The organism is Pseudomonas azotoformans (genome assembly GCF_900103345.1).
Taxonomy (GTDB): domain Bacteria; phylum Pseudomonadota; class Gammaproteobacteria; order Pseudomonadales; family Pseudomonadaceae; genus Aquipseudomonas; species Aquipseudomonas azotoformans.
On the sequence record NZ_LT629702.1, the window covers coordinates 5,944,711 to 5,963,262 of the forward strand.

Genomic DNA, 18,552 nt, shown 5'->3' on the forward strand with positions numbered 1-18,552 from the left:
CTGGAACGGCACTGACCAACGAATTATCCTAAGAAACCCTTTAGCAGGACTAAACGCTATGACTCGGCCCCTTCATGGCCAGACGTATGTCTGGCTGCACGTTTTTTCCTGTGCGGCACGGCATTTGTCGTTCACCCGCTGCGCCGAAGAACTGCACATCACGCCGGGCGCAGTGAGCCAGCAGATCCGCCAATTGGAGGAGCGTTTGGGTTTCCGCTTGTTTCATCGGCGCGCCCGTGGCGTGGAGCTGAGTGCCGAGGGGCAGCGCCTGGCCGCCACGGTGGGTGAGGCCTACGGCAGCATCGATGCCGAATTGCAGCGGTTGGACGCGGGCATGATCAGTGGCACCTTGCGCCTGCGCTCGATCCCGTCGTTTCTCGGCAAATGGTTGACCCCGCGTTTGCCGCGCCTGCAGCAGCGCTTTCCGGATATCCAATTGCGCATGGTCGCCGAGGACAGCAGCATCGCCCTGCATGAAGGCGACTTCGACCTGGCCATCGATTTGAATGACGGCAGCTACCCCGGACTGTTATCCACAGCCTTGTTGGACGAGCAGATTTTCCCGGTGTGTGCGCCGAGCCTGCTGCGCGGTCGCCCACCGCTGCATGGCCCGGCCGACCTGGTGCATTTCCCGTTGCTGCATGACATCACCGCCTGGCGTGGGAGTTATGAGTATGCGGAGTGGGAGTTTTACCTGAATGCCATCGGCTACCACGACGCCGATGTGCGCCGTGGCCACACCTTCAATCGCAACCACCTGACCATCGAAGCCGCCATCGCCGGCATGGGCGTGGCGATTGCGCGCCGTACCTTGCTCAACGATGAATTGGAGCGCGGCACCTTGATCGTGCCCTTCGGCCTGGCCGTGCCTAACCATAAACGCTACGTGTTGCTGTATGCGCCGGGTGCGCTGAGCCATCCGGGCGTGCGTGCGGTGCATGATTGGCTGGTGGAAGAAGCGGAGATTTTTCGCGGTTTGCACCCGTTGGGAGAGGGGCAATTGTGAGGTTGGCTGTGCGTAAGAAGATGTAACTAACTCCCCACCCTAACAGCGTTTTTGCTCGTAGTCAGACTTAATTTGTAATGTGGGATTTATCTTTGCAAAGGGGTTGAATTGTTCTGCGGACTGCTCAATTGTGTAATCAAGAGGTCATGGTTTCACCACCCCGGTGTCGCAGTTGTGACCTCTCGCGAGCTAGCTGAAATAAGGGAAGAACTATGCAAATCCAAGTCAATAGCGATAACCATATTGAAAGCAGCATCCGACTGGAGGAGTGGGTACGTACTACCATTGAGAGCACGCTCGAACGCTACGAAGAAGACCTGACCCGAGTGGAGGTCTACCTGCGGGATGAGAACGGTGACAAGCCCGGTCCCCACGATTTGAGTTGCCGCCTGGAAGCACGGCCAAAAGGCCATCAACCACTGTCGGTACTGCACAAGGCCGATACCCTGGAACAGGCGATCGACGGTGCGGCGACCAAGCTGGACCATGCGTTGGAACACCTGTTTGGCAAACTGCAAGGCAAGCCGCGCGCTGCCGGGAAAGGTCTGCCGGCCAACAAAGTGAATGAGGGTGCACTTGAAGCGGAGTTTGAAGAAAACCTGCAGGCGGCTATCAACAGCTGATAGCTGACAGTTCTTTCATCCCCCACCCAAACGGGCCTGCACATGCAGGCCCGTTTTCGTTTTACCGACTGTGGAAGAAATGTCGGCTCAGCAGTGCCAGCCCGCCAGCGCCGATGCCGGCAAACAGCATCGCCCAGCCGGCACCATGACGCAGTGCGGCCTGGGCCTGCGCGACGCTCACCCCCGGTACATCGAGCTTACCCGCCGCGATGTTCTGGCTGATGCCCGGCCAATCCAGCGCCGTGGCGCCCGGCAGCACATTGGCCAGTTGATCGCTGATCCCCAGCAACAGCACCAGCCCCATCAACGCGATGTTGAGCGCCAGGGTAATCAGCCGTGCGCTCAGGTCGATGCCCGAGGCCATGCCTGCGCGGTCCGCGGACACCGAGCCCGTGGTGGTGTTGGTGGTGGGGGAGTTGGTCAGCGCCAGGCCTATGCCGGCAATGATGCAACTGGCCAGGATCAGCAGGATGCTGGGTTGCGCCGCCCAATTGGCGGCGGCCATGGCCAGGAAACCCGCACCCATCAAACCCAGGCCCAACGGAATGATGCGCTCGGCGCCGTAGCGCAGGGCCAGGCGCTCCGCCAGCGGCGGCACCAGCAGCGTGGGCAGGGTGTAGGCGAGCAGGGCGCCGCCGCTGGTCAGCGTGTCGTAGCCCAGGCCCGCCTGGAAATACAACGGCAGGTAGATCATGAACGGCCAGAAGCTGAAGTTCATGCCGATGGAACCCATCAAGGCGCCATTGAAGCGCTGGATGCGGAACACCGAGAAGTCGAACATCGGGTGGGCGCTGCGTCGCTCAACGACGATGAACAGCAGCAACCCGGCCACCGCCAATCCCGCCCAGCCGAGCATGACCGGTGTGCCAAAACCGTTCTCGGTGCCCTGGGTGATGAAATAGACCAGCGCGAACACCGACAGCGTCAAGGTGAGCATACCGGCGATGTCCAGGCGATGGCCGGCCGGGTCACGGGACTCCTGCACGCTGACATGCAACAGCACCAGGGTGAACAGGGTGAGCGGTACATGCACCAGGAACACCCAGCGCCAGTCCGCCACTGCCAGGATCAACGCCCCCACCATCGGCCCGAAGCCCAGGCCCACGCCGGCGATTACGCCCCAGATTGCGAACGCCCGTGCCCGCGCCGCCGGTTCGCGGAACAGGTGCGACAGAATCGCGAACTGGCAAATCATCATCGCCCCGGCGCCCACGCCCTGGACGAAGCGTGCGGCAATCAGCGTCGGCGCATCGTTTGCCAGCCCACACGCCAGCGAAGCCAGCCCGAACAGCCACAGGCATAGCACCAACATGCGCTTGCGGCCAAAACGATCGGCCAGGGTACCGGCTGCCATCAACACACTGGTACAGGCCAGGGTGTAGGCATTCATGATCCATTGGGCATCCTGGAAACCTGTGCCCAGTTGCTGTTCCAACGTGGGCAGGATCACCGGCACGCTGGAGATCTCCAGGCCGAACATCAGGGCGACAAGGCATACGGCGGTGAGGGCGAGGCCGTTTCTGGCGGAGCGGAGTGGGTTGACGGCCGATAACGTGGCGGCGGGTGGCATGGGATTCTCCTGAGGTTGAGGGACCGTTAGATTTTCAGGGGAATCTGTTTCTTTATTTGTGATAAGTTTTCCGTCAATAGGGGAATTAAGGGCGACAATAAATCATGACCACTGCGCGTTTCGATGGGGTTGAACTCTTTCTGCAGATCGTCGAAAGCGGCAACCTCACGGAGGCCGCCGAACGCCTGAACCTCACGCGCTCGGCGGTGGGCAAGGGGCTGGCACGGCTAGAAGCGCGGCTGGGGACTTGCCTGTTGCAGCGCTCCACTCGCCGTCAGCGTCTGACGGAAGACGGACAGGCGTACTACGAGCATTGCCTGCGCGCATTGGCTGAACTTGAAGCCGCCGAATCGGTGCTGGAAAGCGGCCGGCAGCAGCCACGCGGTCGTCTGCGCGCCAGCGTGCCGCTGGCCTTCGGGCATCACTATGCGGCGCCCGCGTTGTGGGGGTTGATGGACCGTTATCCGGAACTGGAGATCGAGGTGTGTTTCGCTGATCGCATGACCGACCTGGTGCAGGAAGGCTTTGATATCGCCGTGCGAATCGGCCCTTTGCCCGACACCGACCGCTTGAGTGCACGGCGCCTGGGTGAACAGTCCGTTGGACTGGCTGCTTCACCTGCGTACTTGCAGCGGGCGGGGCGGATTGAATCGGCCGACGACCTTGCCGGCCGTCGCGGCATTGCCTACCGCAGCAATACGCCGCACCGTTCGCGGGTTGTGTCGCCATTGGTGCTGGACGACCTCCAGGCCGTGGCTGACGCTGCCATCGCGGGCGTCGGCCTGGCCTGGTTGCCCAGTTGGTTGATTGCACACTACGTGCTGCGCGGGCAGTTGGAAGCGGTGTTGCCCGCCTACCGTGAGCAACCCTCGCCGATCCACGTGATCTGGCCGACCGCCGCGCATATGCCGGCCAAAACCCGTTGCGCCATTGATGCCCTGGTCGCCGCCACCCCCAGTTGCCTGGCGGGCAGTTAGAAGCGGCTGGCGGGGGATGAGCTGTGTCCATTGTGGTGAGCGGGCTTGCCCCGCGTTGGGTTGCGAAGCGACCCTCAAAATGGGCCTGCTACGCAGTCCAACGCGGGGCAAGCCCGCTCGCCACAACAAGCCCGCTCACCACAGAGAGTGCTTCTCGCGCAGTTAGAACGCGATCGAGGTCTGCACGTACACCGTGCGCGGTTCGCCGACGTACTTGCCCTTGTTGTTGTCGTCGAACGAACGGGTGAAGTACTGGGTGTTGAAGATGTTTTTCACCCCCACCGCCACATTCAGATCCGACAGTTGCGGGCCGAAGTCATAGGCGGCGCGGCTGCTGAACAGCATGTAGCCGGGGATGCGTCCGTTGGCGCCGTTGGCCGTTTCCTTCTCGGTGTTGGCATTGTCGGCGAACTGACTGCTCTGGTAGCTGCTGTCCAGGTTGAGCTTCCAGCGACCCTCGGTGTAACCCACGCCCAGGGTGCCTTTGTGCTTGGACGAGAAGGGCACGCGGTTGCCTTTGTTCGGGCCGTCCTCGCGGATGGTGGCGTCGACATAAGCGTAGGTGGCGTACACATCAAAGCCGGCCAGTGCCGGGCTCAAGCCATCGAGCGCGTAGTTGACGCTGGTCTCGATACCCTGGTGACGGGTTTCGCCACGGGCGATCACCGAGTCGTTGGTCTGGTTGCTTTCGTACTGGTTGTCGAAGTTGATCAGGAACGCGCCGATTTCCGCACGCAAGGTGCCGTCGTCGTAACGGGTGCCCAGTTCCCAGGTACGGGCTTTTTCCGGTTTCACTTCGCCGCTGGTCACGCGGTTGGGCATCTGGCTGTACTGCACGCTGCCGAACGAACCTTCGGTGTTGGCATAGAGGTTCCAGCTGTCGGTGAGGTGATAAAGCACGTTCAGTGCGGGCAACGCGGTGTTGTAGTCACCCTTGTATTTGACGTTGCTCAGGTTGTTGGTCTGCTGGGATTCGATCATCTCGTAGCGAATGCCAGGGGTGATGGTCCACTTGCCGATGTCAATCCGGTCGTCGATGAAGAACGCATTGGCTTCGGTACCGCCACGGGTGTCGCGGTCGTTGCGGCTGTTGGTGGTGGGGATCTGCTGGTTGGCGGCAATCGGCGTGCGGTAGCGCAGTTCGTGGCCGGCTTCGTTGATGTAGCGGTAGCCCACGCCCACTTCGTGGCTGGTCGGGCCCAGGTCGAAGCCTTGGGCGAAACGGGTTTCCAGGCCGCGCACCCAGTACTCGCGTGGGGACAGCGAGAGGAAGGTGCCCTGGTCCAAGTAACCGCTGCGCAGGGTCTTGGTGAAGAAGCTATTTACGGTGAACTCGCGACGGTCCTGCTCATAGCGATAGCCGACGTTGAACATCGTGCGACGGCCCCAGAATTTGTCGTAGGGACGGGTGGACTGGTACGGATCTGCCTTGTAGTCCGCAACGTTCAACCCCCCTGGCATATCGGCCTGGCCTTCGTAGTACTGCGCCATGGCGTTGAAGCTGTTGGCGTCGTCGAGCTGGTATTTACCCTTGAGGATCAGGTCGTCGATGCGCGTGTTGCTGTTCTCGCGCCAGTCGCCGCCACGGGTGCCGGAGTAAAGCAGCGCACCGCCCAGACCATTGTCGGCCGTGCCGCCGGCCAGCAGGTTGCCGGTGGTCTTGAAGCCGTCGTGGCTGGAGGAAGGGCTGGTTTCGGTCTGCAGGCCGCCTTTGACCGTGGGCGCATCCGGGATTGCGCGGGTCACGAAGTTGACCACGCCACCGACGTTCTGCGGGCCGTAGCGTACGGCGCCGCCGCCACGCACCACGTCAACGGCGTCCATGTTGCCCATGCTGATCGGCGCGAACGACAGTTGGGGTTGGCCGTACGGCGCAAACGGCACCGGGATGCCGTCCATCAGTACGGTGGATCGTGACGCCAGGCGCGGGTTGAGGCCGCGAATACCGAAGTTCAGCGCCATGTCGTGGCTGCCGGTGCCGTTGTTGTCCGGGGCGTTGACGCCGGGGATGCGATTGAGCACGTCCTTGGCCTGGGTGGCGCCCTGGCGTTCGAATTCTTCCCGGCGGATCACATCTCGGGCGCCAGGATGTTCGAACACGTTGGTCTGTGCAGCGTCGCCGAGCCAGTCGCCGACCACGCTGGAGGTGCCCAACTCGATAGTCGCCGGCGCACTGGCCGGTTGCAGGCTGTAGGCATTGTCGCCTTCGGCGCGGGCTTGCAGGCCGGTGCCTTCCAGCAGTTTCTGCAGGCCGTCTGCGGCGCCATAGTTACCCGACAAGCCACGGCTCTGCATGCCTGCGGTGACTTGCGAGCCGAAGGAAATCAGCACACCCGCTTCACGTCCGAATTGATTCAACGCCGCTTCCAGCGAAGTCGGCGCGATGTGATAAGGCTTGGCCTCGTCTGCCATGGCGTGTGGCAGTACCGTAAGACTCAGGCTGGCGCCAAGCAGGAGTTGGCGCAGGGTGCGGGCGAGAAGCGTGGGGTGCTGGGGCATGACGAACGGTCCTGAGAAGGAAGGATCAAGGGGGCTTTCCTTCTCTGTCACGCGAGGTGTGGAAAACGGCTCACAGTTGCAAAAAATAGTTGAATGGCAGGCTTTCTGTAGGAGCGAGCTTGCTCGCGAAAAACGCCAACGATAACGCGGAAAGCCTGACACCCCGAGGCGTTCTCGGGGGTCTTCGCGAGCAAGCTCGCTCCTACAGTAGAGCTGATCAGACGCGTGCCTGTACCGTCACCCAATACCGCGTGAAGCGCCGTACTTTTACCGGCAGGCTCACTTCCAGCAGGTCCAGAATCCGTTCGCTGTCGTCCAGCGGGTAGCTGCCGGAGATCAACAGGTTGGCCACCTGCGGGTCGCAATTGACCTGGCCGCGACGATAACGGCCGAGTTCGCCGAGGAAATCTTCCAGGCGCATGTGGGCGGCGACCAGCATGCCGTCGGCCCAGGCGCCGCTGTTGGCGTCGGTGGGGCGTGGGGTGTCCCAGCCTTTGCGGGTGAAGTTGACCTGGCGTGCGGCCTCGACCGTCAGCGGCAGGCCGCTGTAGGTGTTGGGCATTACCTCGACGCGGCCATCGAATACCGCCAGCTGGGTGTGGTCGTTGAACTGACGCACGTTCATGCGTGCAGCGTGGCTGGTGAGCAGACCTTGGCCGGTCAACACGTTAAGCGGTGTGTTGCCGGCGATACCGGTCAGCAGGATTTCGCCCTCAAGCAGGCGGATCAGCCGTTGCTGGCCATCGAAGTGCACGTCCACCGCGCTGCCGGTATTGAGCTGCAACTGACTGCCGTCCGCCAGTTGCACTTTGCGGCGCTGGCCGACCGGGCTGCGGTAGTCGGCCGTGAGCGGCGGCAGGATATGTTGCTGGCGCAGGCCCCAGGCAGCCGCCGAACCGGCACCGAGGATCAACAGCAGCTTGAGGGCCTGGCGCCGGCTGGTGGCGGTTGGCGCGTTCAACGCCGCGTGGGCCAGGGGCGAGGGCATGCCGCGCAGGCGCTGGTTGACGCGTTGCATGTGGTCCCAGGCGCGCTGGTGTTCGCTGTGGGCGTTCAGCCAGTGTTGCCAGGCAGCCTGCTGGCGAGGGTTGAGTCCACCTTGCTGCATTTCCATCAGCCAATGCACGGCCTGTTCGGCGACTTGAGTGGAGAAGTTCATAGGGCGAAATAGCAGCGCATGGCCGCTTTGGTCAGGTGACGTTTGACGGTGGCGATGGAAATCCCAAGCTCCGCGCCGATTTGCGCGTAGGTCAGCCCATCCAGTTGCGCCAGCAGGAAGGCGCGCTTGACCTGCACCGGCAGGCCGTCGAGCAGTTGGTCCAGCTCCACCAGGGTCTGCAGGATGATTGCGCGTTCTTCTTCGGATGGCGCCACGTGTTCGGGCATCTGTGCCAGGGCATCGAGGTAGGCGCGCTCCAGGTCCTGGCGGCGGTAGAAGTTGAACAGCACGCGCTTGGCAACCGTGGTGAGAAACGCGCGGGGCTCGACCAGCGTGGGGGGTTCCCGCGCAGTGAGCACGCGAATGAAGGTGTCCTGGGCCAGGTCGGCGGCGCTTTCCGGGCAGCCGAGCTTGCGTCGCAACCAGCCGGTGAGCCAGTGGTGATGATCGGTGTACAAAACTTCGACGGTGTTGGACGGGCTCAACGGGAACACTCCACAAGCATCGCCATGCTTTAGAGAACAAGAATTGTTCGCATTGTAGGGCGCGTGAGTGGCTTCGGCAATCCATCTGCGCAGGTGATTCATCCGTTCTGTTTTGCTTATGAGAATATTTATCATTAATATTGCGCGCTGATAAACCTGGCGCCTCCCGCATGAAAAGCAAAACCTCGCTGCCTGTCTCCTATCGTCTCGCCGTGACCTCGCGCGTGTTGGCCGCGGTGGTGGGCGGTTACCTGATGGCGTCCCTTGCCAGTATCTGCCTGGCGTTGTGGCTGCCCACCTCCCGCGCTGATGCGGTGATTACCGGGATGATGAGTTCCTTCGTGTTCTACCTGCTGGCAGTCATCTGGTGTTTCGCCTGCCGCAGCGCCGCACGTGCCTGGTTCGGCGTGATGCTGCCAAGTGCCGCGTTTGCCACCCTGGCGGGCGTGGGCTTGTGGATGGCACGGGTATGAAAGAGGGTTTCCGTCAGGCCATGGCCTGGTTGCACACTTGGGCCGGGTTGATCTTTGGCTGGCTGTTGTTTGCGATTTTCCTGACAGGCACCCTGTCGTATTTCAAGGACGAGATCAGCCACTGGATGCAGCCCGAAGTGCAGGCCCGTCCCCTGGACGATGCGCGCAGCCTTACCGTCGCCCAAACCTATCTGCAGCAGGTCGCACCCACCGCCGCACGCTGGTTCATCACTTTGCCGGATAGCCGCGACCCTGGCCTGTCGGTGATGTGGCAGGACAAAGTCGACCCCGGCAAGCGTGGCAACTTCATCCAGAAAACCCTCGACCCCGTCACCGGCCAGGCCGTACAGGCCCGTGAAAGCATGGGCGGCGAGTTCTTCTATCGTTTCCATTTCCAGCTGCAAATGCCTCACCCGTGGGGCCGCTGGCTGTCAACCATCGCCGCGATGGTGATGTTCATCGCGCTGATCACCGGCATCATCACCCACAAGAAAATCTTCAAGGACTTCTTCACCTTCCGCCCCCGCAAAGGCCAGCGTTCCTGGCTCGACGGGCACAACGCGGTGGGTGTGCTGGTGCTGCCTTTCCATCTGATGATCACCTACAGCAGCCTGGTGATCTTCATGAGCATGGTGATGCCGGCACCGATCCTGGCTTCCTATGGCAACGACACCCGCGCCTTTTTCAGCGAGGTGTTCCCGAATACCAACAACGCCCCTGCATTGGGCCAGCCAGGCACATTGCTGCCGCTGGTGCCGATGTACGAGCAGGCGCGGGCGCAGTGGGCGGGTGGGCATGTGGGGCGTGTGGCGGTGAATAACCCCAGCGATGTGAATGCCTCGGTCAATGTATTCCGCGCCGGTTCCGACAGCGTGGTACACGATTTCGGCAGCACTGTGTCCTTCAATGGCAGCACCGGCGAACTGTTGCGAGTGAGTGGCGGGCAGTCGCTGCCGGCTGCCATCGGCGGCAGTTTCTACGGCCTGCACATGGGCCATTTCGCCGGCCCGGTGCTGCGCTGGCTGTACTTTATCTGCGGCCTCGCGGGCACGGCGATGATCGGCACCGGGCTGGTCATCTGGCTCGGCAAGCGCCAGCTCAAGCACGCCAAGACCGGCGTGATGCCCTTCGAATTGCGGCTGGTGGAAGTGCTCAATATTGCCAGCATGTCCGGCCTGATGATCGCCATCGCCGCGTTTTTCTGGGCCAACCGCCTGCTGCCGGTGAGCTTCGCCGAGCGTTCCGACTGGGAAGTGCAAACGTTCTTCATCGCCTGGGGCCTGAGCCTGCTGCACGCGATCCTGCGGCGTGGCCGCCAGGGCTGGGTCGAGCAGTTGAGCGTCGGCGCATTGCTGTTTATCGCCATTCCATTGCTCAACACGTTGACCACCTCGCACCACCTCGGCGTTTCATTGGCCTCCGGCGACTGGGCCATGGCCGGCTTCGACCTGACGTGCCTGGCCAGCGGCGTGTTCCTTGGCTGGGCCGCCTGGAGGATGCAGCATCGCAGCGTGCCCGCGCCCAAGGCCGAACGTGCACGCGGGTTGACGCTCAAGCAGGAGGCGAACTGAATGCTACTGGCGCTGCTGATGTGCTACGTCGGGTTTACCGCGCTGTGCTTGTCCACCGACCGCCACCACGGCGAACTGTTGCACAGCAAACCCACCCCTCGCCGGCGCCTGGGGTTGCGTGTGGCCGGGTGGTTGCTGCTGACCGTGTCGATCTGGCCCGCCGTGGCCATCGCCGGTTGGGGCCAGGGCCTGGTGGAGTGGTGCGCCGTGTTGATGCTCAGCGCACTGCTGTTGGTGTTGCTGTTGCCGTATCGGCCAAGGCAGGCCCTGATCCTGGCGGGTGTCAGCCTGCTCGCCAGCCCCGTTGCAGCCTTCGCCACCCTCTGAGCCCGCCCATGATGATCAGCACCCCACCGGAACCCCAGGACAGCCAGCACGCTGACGCGGCAGGTGGGCGTGCACATTTCCTGCAGGTGTTCCTGTCCCAGCGTTCGCAGATGGAAGCCTTGGTGAGTCGCCGCGTGGGGTGCCGCGCCACGGCGGCCGACCTGGTACAGGACCTGTTCCTGCGCTTCTGGCGCCGGCCATTGGTGCAGGTCGAAGAGCTCAGTACCTACCTGTTGCGCTGCGCCGGCAATATCGCCATCGATCACTTGCGTAGCGAAGGCGCGCGGGTGCGCAGCAACGAAGGCTGGCTGCCCGAACAGCAGGACAACCAAGGCTCCGAGCCCCAGGCGGCGCTGGAAGCCGGCAACGATCTGCGCCATGTCGAAGCGGCCCTGCGCAGCTTGCCCGAGCGCACGCGGCAGATTTTCCTGCTCAACCGCATCCACGGCCGCAAGTACGCAGAAATCGCCAAGGCCATGGGCCTGTCCCAAAGTGCCGTGGAAAAACATATGATGCGTGCCCTCGAAGCCTGCAAAGCCAGCCTTCGCGGCCCCTCATCCCCACGCACGCCAGGGAAAGCACCGTGAACGTCACCCCCACGCCCGCCCAGGAACACGCCGCACTGGCCTGGCTGAGCCTGTTGCATGACCAGCCGAGCAGCGGAGACCAGGCCACGTTCAGCCGCTGGCTGCGGGCCGATCCTGCGCATGTCGAGGCGTATGCCCAGGCCCAGGTGCTGTGGGAGTTGAGCGAAGTCCCGGCGCGCAGGCTGGCGGATGAAGAGGCCATGGCGTTGCAGGGCTACCTCAATGCGATGAACACCTCGAAGCGTTCGCGGGTGGTGCGTTGGTCCGGGGCGTTGGCCATGGCTGCGTGCCTGTTGGTGATGGTGTCCATGGGCGCCGGCTGGCAGCCGTCGCGCTGGGTCGATGACTTTGGTGCGGACTACGTGACTGCGCCGGGGGAGGTGAAGACCGTCACCCTGGCTGATCAATCCCAGGTCACTCTCGACGCCGACAGCGCCATCGCCGTGGATTTCAGCCATGGCGAGCGGCATATCCAGTTGCGTCGCGGTGCCGGTTTTTTCAGCGTGACTCACACCGGACAATCCTTCGTGGTGGAGGCGGGCAGCGGGGAAGCGCGGGTGCTGGGTACGCAATTCGAAGTGCGCCTGCAACCGGCAGGCGCCCAGGTAACGGTGTTGTCCGGGCGGGTTGGCGTGACGCCGTCAAAGCAGGGGCAACAGCAGATTCTTACCGCCGGCCAGCAAGTGGCCTACGCCGATGGCAGTGCCGAACCGATGCATGGGGTCGACAGCGAATCACGCCTGGCCTGGCGCGACGGCTGGCTCAACTACTACAAGGCGCCGCTGGCGGACGTGATGAAGGACCTGGGCCGTTACTACCCCGGTCGCATCCTGTTGCTCAACGACGAGATGGGCGCCAAACGCGTCAGCGGCAGCTTCCCGAGCAAGGACCCACAGGCGGTGCTGAATGCGTTGCAGGCGCTGCTGGGATTTGAACAGCACCACGTGCTAGGGCGGATGATCGTGGTGCGCTGATTACTTCAGCGCCGCCATGATCTTCTCCGGGCTGTACTCGCGAATCAGCGTGCCATTCACGTCCACAAACGGAATCCCACCGCCGCCCAACGCCTCATACGCCTTGCGCGCCTGGGCGTCCTTCTCGATATCGAACGCCTGGTAGGGGATGCCTTTCTGGTCCAGGAAACGGCGGATCTGCTTGCAGTACCCGCACCATTCGGTGGCGTAGAGCACCACGCGCGCCTTCGCCCGTGTCTGCTCTGGCACCACCTGCGAGGGGTTGAACACCCGCTCGATCTTGCCCCAGTTTTGGATCACCACCACCACCAGCAATACCAGCAGGACTTTCTTGAAGACCCCGCCCAGCATCAGTTACGGCGCTTGAGCTGGTCGGTCAGTTGGGTCGGCAGGCCCTTGATGATCAAGGTGCCGGCGGCTTCGTCGTATTCGATCTTGTCGCCCAGCAGGTGCGCTTCAAAGCTGATGGACAAACCTTCGGCGCGGCCGGTGAAGCGGCGGAACTGGTTGAGGGTGCGTTTATCCGCCGGGATCTCCGGCGACAGGCCGTAATCCTTGTTGCGGATATGGTCGTAGAACGCCTTTGGCCGATCTTCATCGATCAGCCCCGACAGTTCTTCCAGGCCCATGGGTTCGCCAAGCTTGGCCTGGCTGCTGGCGTAGTCCACCAGGGTCTTGGTTTTTTCGCGGGCGGATTCGTCCGGCAGGTCTTCGCTTTCAACGAAGTCGCTGAAGGCCTTGAGCAGGGTGCGGGTCTCGCCCGGGCCGTCGACGCCTTCCTGGCAGCCGATAAAGTCGCGGAAGTATTCCGACACCTTCTTGCCGTTCTTGCCCTTGATAAACGAGATGTACTGCTTGGACTGCTTGTTGTTCTGCCACTCGGACACGTTGATTCGCGCCGCCAGGTGCAGTTGGCCCAGGTCCAGGTGACGGGACGGGGTCACGTCCAGCTCGTCGGTCACCGCCACGCCTTCGCTGTGGTGCAGCAGGGCGATGGCCAGGTAGTCGGTCATGCCTTGTTGGTAGTGGGCGAACAGTACGTGGCCGCCGGTGGAAAGGTTGGATTCTTCCATCAGCTTCTGCAGGTGCTCGACGGCGGTGCGGCTGAAGGTGGTGAAATCCTGCCCACCGTCGAAATACTCCTTCAACCAGCCGCTGAACGGGTGCGCGCCCGACTCGGCATGGAAGAAACCCCAGGCCTTGCCTTGTTTGGCGTTGTAGCTCTCGTTGAGGTCGGCAAGCATGTTCTCGATGGCGGCCGACTCGGCAAGCTCGGAGTCGCGGGCATGGAGAACTGCGGGTGTGCCGTCGGGTTTTTTGTCGATCAGGTGGACGATGCAATGACGGATCGGCATAGGCTTCTCGGCTGGTTGAGAGGGGAGCGGTGGGCCTCCCCGAAAAGTCGCCAAGTGTACCGCACCATTGGCCAAGACGTGCTTCGAAGGGTGTTTTGGGCAGCTTCCGACGGGGCATATGCCTTTTTTTCACGGTTTAGAGCGATAAAGCTGACCAAATGGGTAGGTAGAGGCGGATATTTCCCCGTCTCTGTGCTAGTTTTGCCCCGTCTTACGCCAAGTCTCGGCGATAAGCGTGCATTCAGCATCTGTCAGGTCGAACCAATCCCCGTTTCAAGCATCTATAACCCCGATCTCCGTGGTTATAAGCCTGGGGTGCCAGGCCATGACGGTCGGGCTCGACGGCTGACACTGCACTCTGCAATCCATATGAATTTGATAGGGAAGGAACACCACAATGGCTATTACTAAAGACCAACTGATCGCTGACCTGGCTGAAGCAGTAGACGCACCGAAAACTACCGTGCGCGCTCTGCTGGACCAACTGAGCCAAGTTGTTGCTGACCAGCTGGAAAACGGCGGCGAAATCACTCTGCCAGGCGTTGGCAAACTGAAAGTGACCGAGCGTCCTGCCCGTACTGGCCGTAACCCTTCGACTGGCGCTGCCATCGAAATCGCTGCCAAGAAAGTTATCAAGCTGGTTGTGGCCAAAGGCCTGACCGACGCTGTTAACAAGTAAGACGCAGCAAAAAAACCGTGCTCCGGAGCGATCCGGGCACGGTTTTTTGTTGCCTGCAATTTGTAGGAGCGGGCTTGCCCGCGAAGATCGTCAACGATGACGCGGGCATTCTGGATAAGCGCGGTGCCATTGCGTTTTTTCGCGAGCAAGCTCGCTCCTACAGGGTTGCCGTCAGCGCACCCAGCGCTGGCGCCAGATCTGTTGCTCGTTCTTGGTCTGGAAAGTCCAGGCTACAAAGCGGCTCTGCTTCTGCCCCTGGGACATTTCCACCACCTGGCTTTCCAGCACGCCGGCTTTTTTCAGGGCTGTCTCGATCGCGGGCAAGTTCGACGCTTTTGACACCAGGCAACTGAACCACAACACCTTGTGGGCAAAATGCGCACTTTCAGCGATCAGTTGCGTCACAAAGCGCGCTTCGCCCCCTTCACACCACAGTTCGGCCGATTGGCCACCAAAATTCAGCACCGGCAACTTGCGCTTGGGATCGGCCTTGCCCAGGGCGCGCCATTTACGCTCGCTGCCCTTGGTGGCTTCGTCCATGGACGCATGGAACGGCGGGTTGCACATGGTCAGGTCGAAGCGCTCACCCGGCTCCAGCAAGCCCAGCAGGATCTGCTTGGGGTTGGTTTGCTGGCGCAACTGGATGACCTTGCTCAGGTCGTTGGACTGCACGATCGCCTTGGCTGCGGCCACTGCGATAGGGTCGACCTCGGAGCCGAGGAAGTTCCAGCGGTACTCCATATAGCCAATCAGTGGGTAGACGCAGTTGGCGCCCATGCCGATGTCCAGCACCTTGACGATCGAACCGCGCGGGATCTTGCCTTCATTGGTGCTGGCCAGCAGGTCGGCGAGGAAGTGTACGTAGTCCGCACGCCCCGGCACTGGTGGGCAAAGGTAGTCGGCCGGAATGTCCCAGTGCTGGATGCCGTAGAAGGCTTTGAGCAGCGCACGGTTGAACACGCGCACCGCATCCGGGCTGGCGAAGTCGATACTTTCCTTGCCGTACGGGTTGATGATCACGAATTGCGCCAGTTCCGGCGTGGTCTTGATCAGCGCCGGGAAGTCGTAGCGGCCTGTGTGGCGGTTGCGCGGATGCAGGGTGGCCTCTTTGCGCGGCACAACGGGCTTGGCCGTGGCTGCGGTTTTAGGCTTCTTGCGCGGAGGTTTTGGCGTGCTGGGGGCGGTCATGATGATTCTGGTGTTGGCTCAAAGTGGTGGGCATTGTCACACATCCTGAGCCTGTCCCGGTCAAATGTGGGAGGGGGCTTGCCCCCGATGGCGGTGTGACAGTCAAAAAGAATGAGACTGATACACCGCCATCGGGGGCAAGCCCCCTCCCACATTGGCCGCGTGTACAGGCGTTTCAGACAAAAAAAGAGACCCGAAGGTCTCTTTTTCTACACGACTCACACCTTACAGGCTGGAAATCCGCGCATGCTGCTCCGCCAGCTTGCCCAGGGCCTGTTCGGCCTCGGCCAGCTTGGCGCGTTCCTTCTCGATCACTTCAGCCGGCGCCTTGTCGACGAACGCCGCGTTGGACAGCTTGCCGCCCACCCGCTGCACTTCGCTTTGCAGGCGTGCGATTTCCTTGTCGAGACGGGCCAGTTCGGCACCCTTGTCGATCAGGCCGGCCATCGGCACCAGCACTTCCATCTCGCCAACCAGTGCGGTCGCGGACAGCGGTGCTTCTTCGCCGGCTGCCAATACGGTGATCGACTCCAGCTTCGCCAGCTTCTTGAGCAGCGCATCGTTCTCGGCGAGACGACGCAGATCCTCGGCGCTGGCGTTCTTCACAAACACCGCCAATGGCTTGCCCGGCCCGATGTTCATCTCGGCACGGATGTTACGCGTACCCATCATCAGGGTCTTGAGCCATTCGATATCGCTTTCGGCCGCCTCATCGATGCGCGCTTCGTTGGCCACCGGCCAAGGTTGCAGCATGATGGTCTTGCCTTCGATACCGGCCAGTGGCGCCAGGCGCTGCCAGATTTCTTCGGTGATGAACGGCATGAACGGGTGCGCCAGGCGCAACGCCACTTCCAACACGCGCACCAGGGTGCGACGGGTGCCGCGCTGACGTTCGATCGGTGCGTTCTCGTCCCACAGGACCGGCTTGGACAGTTCCAGGTACCAGTCGCAATACTGGTTCCAGATGAACTCGTACAAGGCCTGAGCGGCCAGGTCGAAACGGAACTGGTCGAGCTGGCGGGTCACTTCGGCTTCGGTGCGCTGCAGCTGCGAGATGATCCAGCGGTCGGCCAGGCTCAGTTCGACGGCTTCGCCGTTCTGGCCGCAGTCTTCACCTTTATCCAGCACGTAGCGCGCGGCGTTCCAGATCTTGTTGCAGAAGTTGCGATAGCCTTCGACGCGGCCCATGTCGAACTTGATGTCGCGACCGGTGGACGCCAGCGAGCAGAAGGTGAAGCGCAGGGCGTCGGTGCCGTAGCTGGCGATGCCATCGGCGAACTCGTCGCGGGTCTGCTTCTCGATCTTCTTCGCCAGTTTCGGCTGCATCAGGCCCGAGGTGCGTTTCTGCACCAGGGTTTCCAGGTCGATGCCGTCGATGATGTCCAGTGGGTCCAGGACGTTGCCCTTGGACTTGGACATCTTCTGGCCCTGGCCATCACGCACCAGGCCGTGCACGTACACGGTCTTGAACGGTACCTGTGGCGTGCCATCCTCGTTCTTCACCAGGTGCATGGTCAGCATGATCATCCGGGCAACCCAGAAGAAAATGATGTCGAAACCGGTGACCAGCACGTCGGTGGAGTGGAATTTCTTCAGGAACTCGGTCTGTTGCGGCCAGCCCAGGGTGGAGAAGGTCCACAGGCCGGAGCTGAACCAGGTGTCCAGTACGTCGTTGTCCTGTTGCAGCGCAACGTCTGCCCCCAGGTTGTGCTTGGCACGCACTTCGGCTTCGTCACGGCCTACATAGACCTTACCCGACTCGTCGTACCAGGCCGGAATGCGGTGGCCCCACCACAGCTGACGGCTGATGCACCAATCCTGGATATCGCGCATCCACGAGAAGTACATGTTTTCGTACTGCTTGGGCACGAACTGGATACGGCCGTCTTCAACGGCGGCAATGGCCGGTTCTGCCAGCGGCTTGGTGGACACGTACCACTGGTCGGTCAGCCACGGCTCGATCACAGTGCCAGAGCGGTCGCCCTTCGGCACTTTCAGGCCGTGGTCGTCAACGCTCACCAGCAGGCCGGCGGCGTCGAAGGCGGCAACGATCTGCTTGCGTGCTTCGAAACGGTCGAGGCCGGCGTATTCGGCCGGGATCTTGCCGTCGATGCTCTCGTTCAGTGTGCCGTCCAGGTTGAACACCTGGCAGGCCGGCAGCACGGCAGCATTTTTGTCGAAGATGTTCAGCAGCGGCAGGTTGTGGCGCTTGCCGACTTCGTAGTCGTTGAAATCGTGGGCCGGGGTGATTTTCACGCAGCCGGTGCCGAATTCAGGGTCGCAGTAGTCGTCCGCGATGATCGGGATGCGGCGGCCAACCAGCGGCAGCTCGACGAACTTGCCGATCAGCGCCTGGTAGCGTTCATCGTTCGGGTTAACCGCCACGGCGGCGTCGCCGAGCATGGTTTCCGGACGCGTGGTGGCGACGATCAGGTAGTCGTTGCCTTCAGCGGTCTTGGCGCCGTCGGCCAGCGGGTACTTGAGGTTCCACAGGAAACCTTTCTCGTCGTGGTTTTCCACTTCGAGGTCGGAAATCGCCGTGTGCAACTTGGTGTCCCAGTTGACCAGGCGCTTGCCGCGGTAGATCAAGCCGTCTTCATGCAGGCGCACGAAGGCTTCTTTCACGGATTCCGACAGGCCATCGTCCATGGTGAAGCGCTCGCGGCTCCAGTCCACGGACGAACCGAGACGACGGATCTGACGGCTGATATTGCCGCCGGATTGGTCCTTCCATTCCCAGATCTTTTCCAGGAATTTCTCGCGGCCCAGGTCGTGACGGTTCTGGCCGGTGGCTTCGAGTTGGCGTTCCACCAACATCTGGGTGGCGATACCGGCGTGGTCGGTGCCTGGCTGCCACAGGGTGTTGCGGCCCTGCATGCGGCGGAAACGGATCAAGGCATCCATGATCGCATTGTTGAAGCCATGGCCCATGTGCAGGCTGCCAGTGACGTTCGGTGGCGGAATCATGATGGTGTAGGAATCGCCCGCGCCTTGCGGGGCGAAATAATTCTCGGATTCCCAGGTGTTGTACCAGGAAGTTTCGATGGCGTGCGGCTGGTAGGTCTTATCCATGCGCGGC

General features: G+C 62.0%; 17 protein-coding genes. 9 read left to right on the plus strand and 8 right to left on the minus strand.

Translation table 11 applies throughout. The features are described 5' to 3' along the window. The first annotated feature begins 58 nt into the window (after positions 1-58). A complete protein-coding gene (locus BLR69_RS26960) occupies positions 59-1,006 on the plus strand; it encodes a LysR substrate-binding domain-containing protein (protein ID WP_071494031.1) in 948 nt (315 codons plus the stop codon). Positions 1,007-1,218: 212 nt separating this feature from the next. Further along, positions 1,219-1,629 (plus strand): HPF/RaiA family ribosome-associated protein, encoded by a 411-nt coding sequence (locus BLR69_RS26965; protein WP_071494030.1) that lies wholly within the window; start codon positions 1,219-1,221, stop codon positions 1,627-1,629. Positions 1,630-1,690: 61 nt separating this feature from the next. Here the strand turns inward: BLR69_RS26965 and BLR69_RS26970 are convergent, their stop codons facing one another. After that, positions 1,691-3,199 carry an MFS transporter gene (locus BLR69_RS26970; protein ID WP_071494029.1) on the minus strand — a complete coding sequence of 503 codons (1,509 nt, stop codon included), beginning with the start codon at positions 3,197-3,199 and terminating at the stop codon, positions 1,691-1,693. Positions 3,200-3,303: 104 nt separating this feature from the next. Between BLR69_RS26970 and BLR69_RS26975 the strand changes: the two genes are divergently transcribed. Next, positions 3,304-4,176, plus strand: a complete 873-nt coding sequence (locus BLR69_RS26975) for a LysR family transcriptional regulator (protein ID WP_071494028.1) — start codon at positions 3,304-3,306, stop codon at positions 4,174-4,176. A gap of 162 nt (positions 4,177-4,338) precedes the next feature. Here the strand turns inward: BLR69_RS26975 and fecA are convergent, their stop codons facing one another. From fecA to BLR69_RS26990, 3 genes are all read right to left on the minus strand, one after another. Next, positions 4,339-6,675, minus strand: a complete 2,337-nt coding sequence (fecA, locus tag BLR69_RS26980) for a TonB-dependent Fe(3+) dicitrate receptor FecA (protein ID WP_071494027.1) — start codon at positions 6,673-6,675, stop codon at positions 4,339-4,341. 217 nt (positions 6,676-6,892) lie between these two features. Further along, positions 6,893-7,834 carry a FecR domain-containing protein gene (locus tag BLR69_RS26985; protein WP_071494026.1) on the minus strand — a complete coding sequence of 314 codons (942 nt, stop codon included), beginning with the start codon at positions 7,832-7,834 and terminating at the stop codon, positions 6,893-6,895. Continuing rightward, entirely contained in the window at positions 7,831-8,319 is a 489-nt protein-coding gene (locus BLR69_RS26990) for a sigma-70 family RNA polymerase sigma factor (RefSeq protein ID WP_071494025.1), read from the minus strand. Before BLR69_RS26990 ends, BLR69_RS26985 begins: the two co-directional genes overlap by 4 nt. Before the next feature lie 170 nt (positions 8,320-8,489). On the opposite strand from BLR69_RS26990, the gene BLR69_RS26995 reads away from it, so the two are divergent. The 5 genes from BLR69_RS26995 to BLR69_RS27015 are packed head-to-tail and all read left to right on the plus strand — an operon-like array spanning position 8,490 to position 12,251. Continuing rightward, complete coding sequence (locus BLR69_RS26995; protein ID WP_071494024.1) at positions 8,490-8,792, plus strand: DUF3649 domain-containing protein; 303 nt, start codon at positions 8,490-8,492, stop codon at positions 8,790-8,792. Further along, positions 8,789-10,363, plus strand: a complete 1,575-nt coding sequence (locus BLR69_RS27000; RefSeq protein WP_071494023.1) for a PepSY-associated TM helix domain-containing protein — start codon at positions 8,789-8,791, stop codon at positions 10,361-10,363. Before BLR69_RS26995 ends, BLR69_RS27000 begins: the two co-directional genes overlap by 4 nt. Then, the gene (locus BLR69_RS27005; protein ID WP_071494022.1) at positions 10,364-10,690 is read left to right on the plus strand and encodes a DUF3325 domain-containing protein; all 327 of its coding nucleotides are present in this window, start codon (positions 10,364-10,366) and stop codon (positions 10,688-10,690) included. It abuts the gene before it with no gap. A gap of 8 nt (positions 10,691-10,698) precedes the next feature. Next, positions 10,699-11,277 carry an RNA polymerase sigma factor gene (locus BLR69_RS27010; RefSeq protein ID WP_071494021.1) on the plus strand — a complete coding sequence of 193 codons (579 nt, stop codon included), beginning with the start codon at positions 10,699-10,701 and terminating at the stop codon, positions 11,275-11,277. Next, positions 11,274-12,251 (plus strand): FecR family protein, encoded by a 978-nt coding sequence (locus BLR69_RS27015; protein ID WP_071494020.1) that lies wholly within the window; start codon positions 11,274-11,276, stop codon positions 12,249-12,251. Before BLR69_RS27010 ends, BLR69_RS27015 begins: the two co-directional genes overlap by 4 nt. Here BLR69_RS27015 and BLR69_RS27020 read toward each other — a convergent pair whose 3' ends face one another. Further along, a complete protein-coding gene (locus BLR69_RS27020; RefSeq protein WP_058425785.1) occupies positions 12,252-12,602 on the minus strand; it encodes a glutaredoxin family protein in 351 nt (116 codons plus the stop codon). It lies immediately after the preceding gene. Continuing rightward, the gene (gene yejK / locus BLR69_RS27025) at positions 12,602-13,606 is read right to left on the minus strand and encodes a nucleoid-associated protein YejK (protein WP_010212893.1); all 1,005 of its coding nucleotides are present in this window, start codon (positions 13,604-13,606) and stop codon (positions 12,602-12,604) included. Before yejK ends, BLR69_RS27020 begins: the two co-directional genes overlap by 1 nt. A gap of 397 nt (positions 13,607-14,003) precedes the next feature. On the opposite strand from yejK, the gene BLR69_RS27030 reads away from it, so the two are divergent. Further along, positions 14,004-14,285, plus strand: a complete 282-nt coding sequence (locus tag BLR69_RS27030) for an HU family DNA-binding protein (RefSeq protein WP_003188840.1) — start codon at positions 14,004-14,006, stop codon at positions 14,283-14,285. A 171-nt stretch (positions 14,286-14,456) separates the two neighbouring features. Here the strand turns inward: BLR69_RS27030 and rlmF are convergent, their stop codons facing one another. Together rlmF and BLR69_RS27040 are read right to left on the minus strand one after the other, a co-directional pair. Beyond that, positions 14,457-15,473 carry a 23S rRNA (adenine(1618)-N(6))-methyltransferase RlmF gene (rlmF, locus tag BLR69_RS27035; protein WP_071494019.1) on the minus strand — a complete coding sequence of 339 codons (1,017 nt, stop codon included), beginning with the start codon at positions 15,471-15,473 and terminating at the stop codon, positions 14,457-14,459. Between the two features lie 225 nt (positions 15,474-15,698). Further along, positions 15,699-18,545 carry a valine--tRNA ligase gene (locus BLR69_RS27040; protein WP_071494018.1) on the minus strand — a complete coding sequence of 949 codons (2,847 nt, stop codon included), beginning with the start codon at positions 18,543-18,545 and terminating at the stop codon, positions 15,699-15,701. Positions 18,546-18,552 lie beyond the last annotated feature (7 nt).

Bases quoted from the DNA above. Each gene is read 5' to 3' on its own strand.
- BLR69_RS27040 (WP_071494018.1), bottom strand. From the start codon at position 18,545: ATGGATAAGACCTACCAGCCGCACGCCATCGAAACTTCCTGGTACAAC.
- BLR69_RS27030 (WP_003188840.1), top strand. From the start codon at position 14,004: ATGGCTATTACTAAAGACCAACTGATCGCTGACCTGGCTGAAGCAGTA.
- BLR69_RS26995 (WP_071494024.1), top strand. From the start codon at position 8,490: ATGAAAAGCAAAACCTCGCTGCCTGTCTCCTATCGTCTCGCCGTGACC.
- rlmF (WP_071494019.1), bottom strand. From the start codon at position 15,473: ATGACCGCCCCCAGCACGCCAAAACCTCCGCGCAAGAAGCCTAAAACC.
- BLR69_RS26975 (WP_071494028.1), top strand. From the start codon at position 3,304: ATGACCACTGCGCGTTTCGATGGGGTTGAACTCTTTCTGCAGATCGTC.
- BLR69_RS26985 (WP_071494026.1), bottom strand. From the start codon at position 7,834: ATGAACTTCTCCACTCAAGTCGCCGAACAGGCCGTGCATTGGCTGATG.
- BLR69_RS26960 (WP_071494031.1), top strand. From the start codon at position 59: ATGACTCGGCCCCTTCATGGCCAGACGTATGTCTGGCTGCACGTTTTT.
- BLR69_RS26970 (WP_071494029.1), bottom strand. From the start codon at position 3,199: ATGCCACCCGCCGCCACGTTATCGGCCGTCAACCCACTCCGCTCCGCC.
- BLR69_RS26965 (WP_071494030.1), top strand. From the start codon at position 1,219: ATGCAAATCCAAGTCAATAGCGATAACCATATTGAAAGCAGCATCCGA.
- BLR69_RS27010 (WP_071494021.1), top strand. From the start codon at position 10,699: ATGATGATCAGCACCCCACCGGAACCCCAGGACAGCCAGCACGCTGAC.
- BLR69_RS27020 (WP_058425785.1), bottom strand. From the start codon at position 12,602: ATGCTGGGCGGGGTCTTCAAGAAAGTCCTGCTGGTATTGCTGGTGGTG.
- BLR69_RS27005 (WP_071494022.1), top strand. From the start codon at position 10,364: ATGCTACTGGCGCTGCTGATGTGCTACGTCGGGTTTACCGCGCTGTGC.
- yejK (WP_010212893.1), bottom strand. From the start codon at position 13,606: ATGCCGATCCGTCATTGCATCGTCCACCTGATCGACAAAAAACCCGAC.
- fecA (WP_071494027.1), bottom strand. From the start codon at position 6,675: ATGCCCCAGCACCCCACGCTTCTCGCCCGCACCCTGCGCCAACTCCTG.
- BLR69_RS27000 (WP_071494023.1), top strand. From the start codon at position 8,789: ATGAAAGAGGGTTTCCGTCAGGCCATGGCCTGGTTGCACACTTGGGCC.